Raw genomic sequence first — 11359 nt, forward strand, 5'->3', positions numbered from 1 at the left:
CGAAATGAGATCGGAAGTTTAATTCGAGTTATATTGCTATAGCTTAAAAAAATAGCTGGGAAATTAGAGTGCGGTTTGATGTTTGTTAGGTAGGGAATCAATCTATTCTTAGATTCGAGTTTAGTTTTTTTGGTAATATTCGAATCACTTCAATGACACCATTTTCATTCACCAGATAATAAATAGTGAATTCCTGATAGGTGATCAAACGATATGCTTCACGAATGGATTCAATGGAGTGTCCCAGAGTAAAATCAAGCTGAACTCTTTTAATCAGATGAATCAGATTCTGGTAATGATGATCAGCCTCTTCCAATGAAGATTTCCGCTTCCAGAAAGTCCAAATCTTTTCAAGATCCTGGATCGCCATCGTACTCATTAAAAGAGGAGATTTATCCATTTGTTTTTTTATGTAAATCAGCTAGATGATTTCGAGGATTAAAATGCGCAATACGATCGCTACTTTCACCAATTCGTAGTGCGCGAATAAGTTCTTTTTCCTGATCTCTTTCTTGCTCAATAAAGTCGAATAGCTCTAAAAGAACGCTGGAAGCTGATCTTTCAGTGCGCTTTTGGTTTTCTGAATGTTCTGAATCTTTTTTCGACATACAATGTGCTCAAAGATAAAAGAATTCAAGACTATCCTTGATGGTATCTCTTTTGGAAATCGGAAGGATTTTCTCCGGTTTTGGATTTGAATACCCTTGAGAAATACGCATAGTCGCTAAACCCTAAATGATCGGCAATATCTGTCAATTGGTTTTCGGAATGAACAAGCATGCGTTTGGCTTCCAATAATACCCGTTCTATAATCAATTCTGAAGTTGTTTTTCCCAAGGTGGTTTTAGTGATACGATTGAGATGCTTTGGAGTCATATGCATCCATTCCGCATAAGTGCTGGCGAGTTTGTCGGTCAGGTAATGCTGTTCGATTAAATTCTCCAGTTGATGTGTCTTTAAGACATATGAACTGGATTGGGAAACATCTTGTAAACGGTTTCCCACACACCATCGTGCAATATCTATATAGAGAATATCGATCAGACTTTTGATTTTTTGATGCTGCATTAAATTGTCCTGCTGAAATTCCTGAAGAATAGATTGAAACAAGATTTCAATTTTAGAGCTTTGATCTATGTTAAGTAGTAGATAAGGAGAGTTTTGAGAAGAATAGAAAAATGGAAAATCTACTACACTTTTACTGGAGTAATGCAGATCGTAATAGGATTTAGAATGAAAGAAGATATAACCTTCAATATCTTCCGAAAGATACCAGTTATGGGTTTGTCCGGGTTTTAAAAAAAATAAAGCGCCCTTTTCAATCAGGTAAGAATTAAAATCAATTTCATGTGTACCGCTCCCATGCGTAAACAAAACAGATAAGTAAAAATCATGTTTATGAGGCGTGGTAATGGAATGATGATTTTCAACCAAATGTTTAGAAAAGATATTGGCGTAAAAATGATCTTCCGAAGAATTTTGGAATTGTTTGATATTTAGGATTGGGAGCCTCAACAGAAGTGTCTTAATTATACAAATATATGCGTAAAATATTCAATTTTAAAAACTTTGTTTGTCAGTACGTTTGCAGAGATTATTAAAGTTCTGTGAATATGATACGGAAAATATCAAAAGGTAAATGTCCGATTTGTGATACGGGAGATGTTTTTGAAAGTGATGGGAATATACTGTTGTTGAAATCCCCCAAAATGAATACAACGTGTGACCATTGCGGACATAAATATGAGACGGAGCCTGGTTTTTTCTTTGGTGCAATGTTCGTAAGCTATGCTTTGATCGTTGCGGAACTGATAGTGGTTTTTTTTCTGATTAACCCTTTTTCTCCCTCTACTGAAATGATTCTGGTGGCCATGTTTGTGGTCATTCTGGTCACCAGTTTTACCAATTTCAAATATTCCCGTTTGATTTGGATGTATATGCTGACCGACAAAAAGAAGTAAAATGAGAAATAAAATGAAGTGGATTTTAGCTTTAATAATTTTGCCTATTTCTTTGTGTTCACAAGATGGACCAGGAGGAATTGATAAATCCAAATTATATCAATGGCTAGATGCAAATAAAGGTTTGGTGACGACAGCTATGGCTAGTACTGTCTCACAATGGGAGGATCAATCTGGTCAAAATAATGATGTTTTTCAGAATATAGTGTATCGGCAACCTCCTGCTCTGTTCAATGTAGCTAATTCATATCCATTGGTTTTATTTGATGGTTTGAATGATTATCTATCTACAAATACATTATCAAGTAACGTTTATAGAGCTAATTACAATATTTTTCTTGTTTGGAAAGCGTCTGGAAGTCAATCTCTTAATGAATCGGTATTTTCAACTTCTTCAAATGTTAGTAGTTCTACAATGCAATTTTCTGCCTATACGAATTCATCACCTTTTCATTATAGGTTTGGAAACATCTTTGCGGGTAACCTTTCGGCATATACTTCATTAAGGATTACAAATATAATTCGAACCCCTACTGATTTGTCTATTGGGTTTAACGGATTCATCTTCACAAACACAAACTCTATTGCAAATACAGATGCAAGATATTTTGATTTATTGAGATATGGGGCTAATAGAGCATTAGACAGATTCTTGAGTTGTCAAATTTCTGAGTCAATTATTGCTTTGACAACGCTAACAACAATTGAACGAATTTTAGTAAGCAACTATCTTGCAGCTAAATATGATATAGTATTATCTGCAAACGATTTCTACGTTCAAGATAATATGAGTGCAGGAGATTTTGATCATAATGTTGCCGGAATTGGTAAAGCTATAGATGGTTCAGATCATACGGACTCGAAGGGGACGGGGATAATAGAGATTAGTAACCCTTCTGATTTACAGAATGATGAATTTTTGTTTTGGGGTGAAGGTATTAAAAATTCAAATTATACTTTTTCAGGAACTACTGATTACACCGAAAGGTTAAGTAGTATATGGCGAGTGAGTAAAAGAAATGATGTAGGATCGGTTACTCTTTCTGTTGATGCAGCAGATTTGGATTTATCTGGCAAACAAAGTTGCGCAACTTTATTTGTGATTGTAAGTAGCTCTTCTTCTTTTTCTTCTAAAACAAGATACCCTATGACTTTGAATTCTGGCACCTACACTGCAACTGGTGTTTCCTTCAATGACGATGATTATTTTACGTTCGAATATTTTGATCAAATTGTTGTAGATAACTCACAGTTCTATAATGGGGCTGGAAATTCAAATGTTCCAAATACAACAGATGCTTGTTACAAATTTTTGGTTAAAAACTCAGCTACCGGAGCTCTACCACTTACGGAAAATGCTATTGTCAAAGAAATTGAAGTAGAATCTGGCGGGGTATTAACTATAAATTCAGATATCTATGTTTCATTGGCTGGAGATATTGTAAATAATGGAACCATTAACATTGAAGAAAACACTTCTTTAATTCAAACCAGTTCAGGAGCAGATAACAACTCAGGTTCTGGAATCTATAATGTTAAACGTGCGGGGAATAATTCATCATATATTTATAACATATGGGCTTCACCTATTCAATCAGCTACTCTAACATCTGTATTCAATAGTGCCAATCCGTGCGATATTTGGACATTTGATAAAGATAATCAAGCATGGAAGTATGATTTTGCTGCAGGGTATTCTACAACTTGTAATGGAAATAGTGTAACATTTTCTGCAACAGATGTAATCACAGGTGGCGATGGTATCATGGATATCGGGGGGGGGTATTTCGTACCTGGAGATCCTACCGCTTTAAAAACTTACAACGGAGATATTAATAATGGAGATATTCAAAAAGCCATTACTACCACTTCATTAGGTAACCCTGGAGGAACTGGCTGGGCAGGTGATGATTGGAATCTAATAGGAAACCCATATCCAAGTGGGTTAAATGCTACTGCCTTTTGGAACGAAAATGCAGTTAATAATTCAAGAATAAGTGATGGATTATACTTCTGGGATGAAGCAGATACTACAGGAGGGTATAATCAATATTCAGATTATGCATCATGGAATTTATTAGGAGGGGTTAACTCCGGAAATTCTAGTAAAATCCCTAATGGTCATATTGCAAGTGGTCAGGGTTTTTGGGTAGTTGCTAATTTAACCACAAATGTAGTTTTTAATAACGGTATGCGGTCTGGTAATAATAATCAGTTTTTTAAAAATAATAATGATGTTAATGAAAATAGTTTGGCTTGGATTAATTTAACCTCTCCATCGGGTTATCAGAATAATATATTGTTAGGGTATAATTCAAAAACTACCGATTCCATTGATTTGGGTTATGATGCACATAAGTTAATAGGAAATTCACATGTTGAATTATCATCACTAATTAATAATGAGAAATTTTCTATTCAAGCATTTGCCCCACTTGAAATTGGCAAAGTAAAAGAGATACCGATAAATATTGTAACAAGTGAAACCGGCACTCATTCTATTGGAATGTATAAATCTGAAAATATAGCCGATGATATAGGAATTTATTTATGGGATACTGAAACAAATATTAAGCATGATTTGAAATTAGAGAATTATCTAGTAAATCTAGACCAAAACCAAAATTATTTAACCCGATTCAATATACTTTTTGAGAAAATGATAGATGAAAATAAAGATAATAATTCATCAAAAGATGTATTAGGAATAAAAAATGCTTCCCATAAAGAATTGCATAATGGGGGGTATGCTATTATAAATAATAATGGGGATGTTCTTGTTAAGAATAATGATGGAATAAACGCGGATTTAAAGTTGTTTGATGTGACAGGAAGAATGGTTTGGTTTAAATCCGGAACAAGTGATATTCAGCACCTTCTAATAGGTGGGGAGAACGTGAAGCCAGGGATATACTTATTGTTGATTAGTGAATATGATCATTCAGGATTATATCAATTTGTTATAAAGTTATAGTGAGTTTTAAATGAAGAAAATTATGAATAAAGTGGTTATATTAACTTTATTTTTGATAACTGGAGTGTCGTTTTTAAGGGCTCAATCTGGATCGAAAAATAAACCTAATTTTATTGTAATTGTTGCTGATGATATGGGCTTTTCCGATTTAGGTGCTTTTGGAGGTGAGATGCTAACTCCAAACCTAGATAAGCTCTCGGCAGAAGGTGTACGCTTTACCAACTTTTATGTTGCTCCTACATGTTCTCCTACAAGGTCAATGTTGCTTACTGGTATTGATAATCATTTAGTTGGTTTAGGAAATATGTATGAATATCCAGCTCCAAATCAATTAAATATGCCTGGTTACGAGGGTATTTTAAATAGGTCAGTGCCAACACTTCCTGAAATTTTGAAAGATAATGGTTATCATACTTATATGGCAGGTAAGTGGCATTTAGGAAAAGGTAAAGAGAATATTCCGTATTCTAGAGGGTTTGAAAGATCATTTAGTATGCTTTCAGGTTCGGGTAGTTATTTTTCTTTAGACGGGCCAGACGAGGAAACAACACCAAATCATTATGTTGAAGATTCCGTCTATTTGTCAGAACTACCTAAAAAGTATTACGCAACAAAAACTTTTACTGACAAAATAATAGAATATATAGATATAAATAAGGGAGATGGAAAGCCATTTTTTGCCTATTTAGCACATCAAGCACCACATGATCCTCTAATGGTGCCAAATGATTTTTTAAGAAAATATCAAGGTGTGTTTGATGAAGGATGGGATGTGTTAAGAGATAAACGGTTGGAAAGAATGGTGAAAATGGGAGTGATATCAGAAAAGACTGTACTAGGAGAAAGGTTATGGTATATTCCGGGTTTTGATAAGTTGAAGCCATTGAATCAGATTATTGTAGCAAGGAAGATGGAGGTGTATGCAGCAGTACTTGATTATATGGATATGGAGATTGGCAGGTTAATGACGTATTTAAAGGAAAACAATCTGAAGGAGAATACATACGTGATCTTTTTCTCAGATAATGGACCAGATATAAACGATAAGTCAGCAACCTATAAAAAATATCCAGGTACAGCATCAGCGAATTGGATGGCGAAAACCTATACACATGGGTATCAGAATTGGGGAAGGGAAGGGTCTTTTACAGCCTATGGTGCTCCTTGGGCTCAGGTTTCTTCAACACCTTTTTATGGATTTAAATATACCACATATGAAGGTGGAATTCGTTCTCCACTAATTGTATCTGGTCCATTAGTGAAAGATGGAGGGTTATTGAATAAAAAGGGAGTACTGCATGTGAAAGATATTTTACCAACAATTATTGATTTAGCGGGTATAGATTATAATAGGAACATAAATACCCATCAAGTTCAAGGTTTGTCATGGTATGGTATGCTTAGAGGTGATGTTGATTCCCCTAGAAATGAGACAGATTATATTGGTACAGAATTATGGAATTGTAAATCTATTCGTAAGGCAGACTGGAAAATTGTTTGGGTGCCTAAGCCAATTGGTACGGGAGAATGGCAATTATTTAATGTTGTTAATGATCCAGGCGAAAGTAATGATCTTGCGGAAGCATATCCTGAAAAACTGAGAGAATTAAAGAATGACTGGGAAACTTATAAGAAAGATAATAACGTAATTCTACCTAACAGAACAATTTATGACGGTATGGTAGAAAAATTACCTCCTAGACCCATGGTTTATGATCCCGATTTTGGAAGAGGAAGTGAAAAGGTTAAATAATATGGATAAGATAATAATTACGTTCTGTATGCTTCAATTATCAATGTTCAACGTATTTGGACAATTTGATGGAGCGAGAGTGTATTGGGCTTTGCCGAAAAACACAAATATAATAGGTGTTCATCGTATTGATGCAAAGGCGAATACGATATTAAACAATCTTAATTTCGTGTATAAAAGTAGTGTGATTGATAATAGTCAAAACATACTTACGTATACGAGAAGTCAACCAATATTTAAGAGAACTTTTTACGCGACATTAGTTATACCAACGGCTAGCTTAAATACCAATATTGTTGTACCCAATAAAATTGGAGGAAATTCAACTACAAAATCCATTTTTAAACATGGGTTAGGTGATATCAGACTGATAGGCACGATTAATATAGTTGGTGCTAAGGGTTTAATGATAAAAGATTATATAAGACATGAACCCAAATCATTGCTGTATTTTCAATTAAATTTAAGTGTTCCAACTGGACAATATGATGGGAATAGTGCAGTAAATATTGGAAGTAATCAGATCAAATTAAAGTTAGGTTTACCATTTGTACAGAGAATAGGTAAATGGGTTGATGGAAACAAAATGACTCTTGAATTATTTCCATCTTATCAGTTTGTATCAGATAATAAAAGCTTTTTAGGGAATGAAATAAAACAAGATGGAATATTTATTTTAGAGGGTCATTTAACAAGAGATATTACAAAAAAGGGGTTCTTGTCTTTGGATTATTCGTATTTAAATGGTGCTGACTTGAGTCTGATTGCATCAAATACTAACGAAACCATTTATGAACAAGGAAGTATTGTGAGTAGTATTATTGGGATGACTCTAGGGCTCAAAATAAATGATAATATAAATCTATTTTTAAGTCATAGTGAAACAATTTTATTTGATGAGCAGTCTCTTTCGATAGATGGTTATTTAACTAAATTGACTGTTGCTTGGAGTTTTCATGATTTTCAAGAGAGATTTAAAAACTATATAGAGGGTAATTGATGCTTTCAATTTGGCGAGGTTTTTGATATTTTTCAAGGATGAAAAAATCATTACTGCTCGTATTTTTTTCCATGTTTCTCAGTGTGTTAAATGCGGAGGAAATCTATTCACCCGATATCAATGGTTTATACGAAGCTCCACTCATTATTACTTGTAGCGCAATCACAGGAGAAGATAAAAAAGTCTCCTTTACAGTTCGTGATGTACTCAAAAACACATCAGGGAAAGACATTGTGCCCAATTCAGCTATTAAATTTCACAGACCCAGATATGGACCATTGGGAGGATATGTTCAGTATCCCATTGAAGGAGAGTTTGTGGTATATCTACGATTATATAATGGAGAATGGGCTTGTTATGGTGGCTCTCAACAAGTGCATAAATTAAAAGATGGAAAGATTCCGTTCGTACTTAATGGGAAAGAATTTCTATATACGGCAGATGAATTTAAACATATGCGGAGTGAATTTACCAAGACTTTTCGGAAAGAGGGGTATAGAGGTTATGGTGCATTAATGACTAAAGAACGATATTGGCAATCACCCTATGTGAATGCAGCAGTTTTTCACTTATATCAAAGTCGATATGCAGATGGTTTGTATTATGCACATCAGGGAATCCCTCAACCACCAGATGTAGAAGAACCCAAAGAATCTCAGGAGGCTGAAGATAATATGATCTATACTGTTGTGGAAGAATATCCTAAGTTTCCAGGAGGAGAGAAAGAGCTTTATGAGTATTTGAGACGTAGTGTTGATGCGATGCTATTGGACCATCAGCAAGATATTACTGGGAAGATTTATGTTCAGTTTGTTATCGAGAAAGATGGTTCAGTTAGCCAGACAGAAGTAATTCGAGGAATCAATAAAGAGATCGATCAAGAGGCATTAAGAATAATTCAGAATATGCCTAATTGGACTCCAGGAAAGTATCGTGGGAAAGTGGTAAGAATGTATTACGCTTTACCTATTCGAATTGAAACATACTAAACTCACCTGTCTTGATTTAAAAACGTATAAACTATAAATGTCAAAGCTAAAATTAACCATACCAAAACCGTGTCATGAAGATTGGAGTCAGATGACACCTGTTGAACAAGGGCGAGCCTGTGAAATATGCCAGAAGAACGTATTGGATTTTACCCGAAAATCAGATGCGGAGATCCACAACACTTTTAAATCAAAACCTCAAAACGTATGTGCCAGATTCAAACCTGAACAGCTTGATAGATGGGTGGAGGTTAAAAGAATTCCGCAAAATTCCATTTGGAAATCAATCGCTGCGGCAGGGGTATTTGCTTTTTTAGGACATCAGGAAGTAAAAGGAAATTCCCCTCAAATACCGATTTCGACTTATCAAGAACCTACTAGGTCTGTAAGAAATCAAACTGAAATTCCAAATACCGATTCGATACCACAAGAAGGAATCGTGATTTCAGGAACGATTACTGATTCAACTACACATGAATCGCTTCCGTTTGCGAATGTCTACATTGCAGATGGAAAGTGGGGGACTCAAACCGGTTTTGAAGGGGAGTTCAGCTTTACTGTACCGGATAGTTTATTGGGACAAAAGTTAATTTTAAAAGTAAGTTTTCTGGGATACCCGCAAGAAAATATGGAGATCATGATTCAGGAAAACATGAAACCTTTGAAAATTAATATGACAGCGGATTCTAATTTTATTGGAGAAGTGGTTATCGTAAAACCTACATTATGGCAGCGTGTAAAGGGAGTGTTTAGAAAGAAACATTAATCCAAAAATGAGCTGTAAAACAACAGGTTAAAAAAATCTGTTTTAAATGTGGTCAATTGTGATAAAATCCTACTTTGGTGCGTCAAAATTTTTGAGATGCATAAAAACATTATTATTACCGGAACCGGAAGTTATATTCCATCAGTAGTAAAACCGAATCAACAGTTTTGCAACAATACGTTTTATACCGCTGAAGGCCAGTTGATCAAAGAACCCGTAGAACGTACCATATCAAAATTTAATAAGATTACAGATATTGAAGAAAGACGCTACGCTTCGGAAGATATGACCTGTAGCACACTCGGAACTTATGCAGCTGAAAAAGCTATTGAAGATGCAGGTGTGGATCGGGAAGATTTAGATTATGTGATCGTAGCTCACAATTTTGGGGACGTGGTAAAACATACAATCCAATCAGATATTGTGCCTTCTTTGGCGTCAAGAGTGAAACATCATTTGAGGATTAAAAATCCAAATTGTGTGGCTTATGATGTTTTGTATGGGTGTCCTGGGTGGATAGAAGCCACTATTCAGGCACAGGCATTTATAAAAGCCGGAATGGCTAAAAAGTGTTTGGTAGTAGGAGCGGAGGCTTTGTCAAGAGTGTTGGATCCATTTGATCGTGATTCTATGATTTTTGCTGATGGAGCAGGAGCAGCAATCGTTGAACTGAAGGAAGAGGCGCAACCTCGGGGAATTTTAGCACACGCTTCACAATCGTTTACATACGATGAAATGGAGTATTTGTATTTGGGTAAATCAAATTACCCGGGATCGGATGATCGAATCCGTTATATTAAAATGCAAGGTCGTAAAATTTATGAATTTGCGTTGTCTAAGGTTCCGACTGCAATGAAGCAATGTATTGATCTGGCTGAGGTAGGGATTTCAAAAATCAAAAAAGTGTTGATTCATCAAGCCAATCATAAAATGGATGAAGCAATTATTCAAAGGTTTTATAAACTGGCAGGAAGTATAAATATTCCAAAGGATATCATGCCTATGACCATAGATAAATTGGGAAATAGCAGTGTGGCTACGATTCCAACATTATTGGATTTGATTCTAAAAGACAATATGGAAGGGCATAAAATCAGCAAGGGAGATCATTTGTTATTTGCGTCTGTGGGTGCGGGAATGAACATTAATGCATTTGTATATCAGTGGTAGTTGAATAAATCCAAACTCAATGTGAGTTTGGTATTTGATTTGCTTAGACAGTGTTTTTGCACCATGAAAAAAATCTGTCTCATCATATTAAGTATGATTTTTGGGAATGTGGGTTTGCAGGCACAGTTTTACGAACCTGAACCTCCCAAAGATTCTGTCCCATTAATCAAACCGAACTGGGATTATGAGGAACCTTTTAGTGTTCCTCAACTCAGTCTTTATGGTACGTTTGGCTATCATTATTATAACAATTTCGACCAGCAATATTTTGTTGGATTAGGAGCTGAATATGGACTCTCCGATCATTGGAGTGTGAATTATCGAATTCAAGCAGGACCCAATTATGTACATATGCCTTTGAGTTTACCTACCGGACTATTGATTTGGTTGTGGACGCAGGGGAATGATGGAACAGCCGATTTAGGGCAATTGACCAAATTTCTAATGTTTATCCCCGAAGGTGCGACATACTCATTTGAATTATTTAATGGGATGATGGTGAAACCATATGTGAATCCATTAGGTCTGACCTATGTGGGATTTAATTCTGGTTATGTGACTACCAATGCGAATCTGTATGTAATGCTAAGTTCAGGTGCACAAGTACAACTAAGTGCTATGGATAACTGGGCGCTCAGTGCCTATGGAGAATACCGAATATCCTGGGGTGGATTGAGAAGAGGAGTCCAATCCGGAATTCGTGTGAGTTACAATATTAATTAGTTAAAGCACTTGGAACCCTGATC

The 11359-nt window shown here is 35.4% G+C and carries 11 protein-coding genes; 8 read left to right on the forward strand and 3 right to left on the reverse strand.

Translation table 11 applies throughout. The features are described from left to right. Positions 1-97: 97 nt before the first annotated feature. From KFE94_12165 to KFE94_12175, 3 genes are read right to left on the reverse strand one after another with little or no spacing between them, the layout of a single operon-like run. Entirely contained in the window at positions 98-400 is a 303-nt protein-coding gene (locus tag KFE94_12165; protein UTW65406.1) for a type II toxin-antitoxin system RelE/ParE family toxin, read from the reverse strand. Beyond that, positions 393-608, reverse strand: coding sequence for a hypothetical protein (locus tag KFE94_12170; GenBank protein ID UTW65407.1), 216 nt, complete (start codon positions 606-608; stop codon positions 393-395). The genes KFE94_12165 and KFE94_12170 overlap by 8 nt, the downstream gene beginning before the upstream one ends. 31 nt (positions 609-639) lie before the next feature. Then, on the reverse strand, positions 640-1515 hold the full coding sequence (locus KFE94_12175) for a helix-turn-helix domain-containing protein (protein ID UTW65408.1): 876 nt from the start codon (positions 1513-1515) through the stop codon (positions 640-642). A gap of 92 nt (positions 1516-1607) precedes the next feature. On the opposite strand from KFE94_12175, the gene KFE94_12180 reads away from it, so the two are divergent. From KFE94_12180 to KFE94_12215, 8 genes are all read left to right on the forward strand, one after another. Further along, entirely contained in the window at positions 1608-1961 is a 354-nt protein-coding gene (locus tag KFE94_12180) for a DUF983 domain-containing protein (protein ID UTW65409.1), read from the forward strand. Between the two features lie 13 nt (positions 1962-1974). Continuing rightward, positions 1975-4935, forward strand: a complete 2961-nt coding sequence (locus KFE94_12185; protein ID UTW65410.1) for a T9SS type A sorting domain-containing protein — start codon at positions 1975-1977, stop codon at positions 4933-4935. A 22-nt stretch (positions 4936-4957) separates the two neighbouring features. After that, on the forward strand, positions 4958-6688 hold the full coding sequence (locus tag KFE94_12190) for an arylsulfatase (protein ID UTW65411.1): 1731 nt from the start codon (positions 4958-4960) through the stop codon (positions 6686-6688). A 28-nt stretch (positions 6689-6716) separates the two neighbouring features. Further along, a complete protein-coding gene (locus KFE94_12195; protein ID UTW65412.1) occupies positions 6717-7688 on the forward strand; it encodes a transporter in 972 nt (323 codons plus the stop codon). Between the two features lie 38 nt (positions 7689-7726). Further along, positions 7727-8677, forward strand: coding sequence for an energy transducer TonB (locus KFE94_12200; protein UTW65413.1), 951 nt, complete (start codon positions 7727-7729; stop codon positions 8675-8677). A 37-nt stretch (positions 8678-8714) separates the two neighbouring features. Beyond that, positions 8715-9443, forward strand: coding sequence for a carboxypeptidase-like regulatory domain-containing protein (locus KFE94_12205; GenBank protein UTW65414.1), 729 nt, complete (start codon positions 8715-8717; stop codon positions 9441-9443). Between the two features lie 96 nt (positions 9444-9539). Next, on the forward strand, positions 9540-10613 hold the full coding sequence (locus tag KFE94_12210; protein ID UTW65415.1) for a ketoacyl-ACP synthase III: 1074 nt from the start codon (positions 9540-9542) through the stop codon (positions 10611-10613). Positions 10614-10676: 63 nt separating this feature from the next. After that, positions 10677-11336 (forward strand): hypothetical protein, encoded by a 660-nt coding sequence (locus KFE94_12215; GenBank protein UTW65416.1) that lies wholly within the window; start codon positions 10677-10679, stop codon positions 11334-11336. Positions 11337-11359 lie beyond the last annotated feature (23 nt).

It is taken from the genome of bacterium SCSIO 12643 (assembly GCA_024398135.1).
Lineage (GTDB): Bacteria > Bacteroidota > Bacteroidia > Flavobacteriales_G > Salibacteraceae > CAJXZP01.

What these genes read in the sequence shown, in the direction of transcription:
- KFE94_12165 (UTW65406.1), bottom strand. Translation starts at nt 400, where the DNA reads ATGGATAAATCTCCTCTTTTAATGAGTACGATGGCGATCCAGGATCTT.
- KFE94_12170 (UTW65407.1), bottom strand. Translation starts at nt 608, where the DNA reads ATGTCGAAAAAAGATTCAGAACATTCAGAAAACCAAAAGCGCACTGAA.
- KFE94_12185 (UTW65410.1), top strand. Translation starts at nt 1,975, where the DNA reads ATGAAGTGGATTTTAGCTTTAATAATTTTGCCTATTTCTTTGTGTTCA.
- KFE94_12190 (UTW65411.1), top strand. Translation starts at nt 4,958, where the DNA reads ATGAATAAAGTGGTTATATTAACTTTATTTTTGATAACTGGAGTGTCG.
- KFE94_12195 (UTW65412.1), top strand. Translation starts at nt 6,717, where the DNA reads ATGCTTCAATTATCAATGTTCAACGTATTTGGACAATTTGATGGAGCG.
- KFE94_12200 (UTW65413.1), top strand. Translation starts at nt 7,727, where the DNA reads ATGAAAAAATCATTACTGCTCGTATTTTTTTCCATGTTTCTCAGTGTG.
- KFE94_12205 (UTW65414.1), top strand. Translation starts at nt 8,715, where the DNA reads ATGTCAAAGCTAAAATTAACCATACCAAAACCGTGTCATGAAGATTGG.
- KFE94_12210 (UTW65415.1), top strand. Translation starts at nt 9,540, where the DNA reads ATGCATAAAAACATTATTATTACCGGAACCGGAAGTTATATTCCATCA.
- KFE94_12215 (UTW65416.1), top strand. Translation starts at nt 10,677, where the DNA reads ATGAAAAAAATCTGTCTCATCATATTAAGTATGATTTTTGGGAATGTG.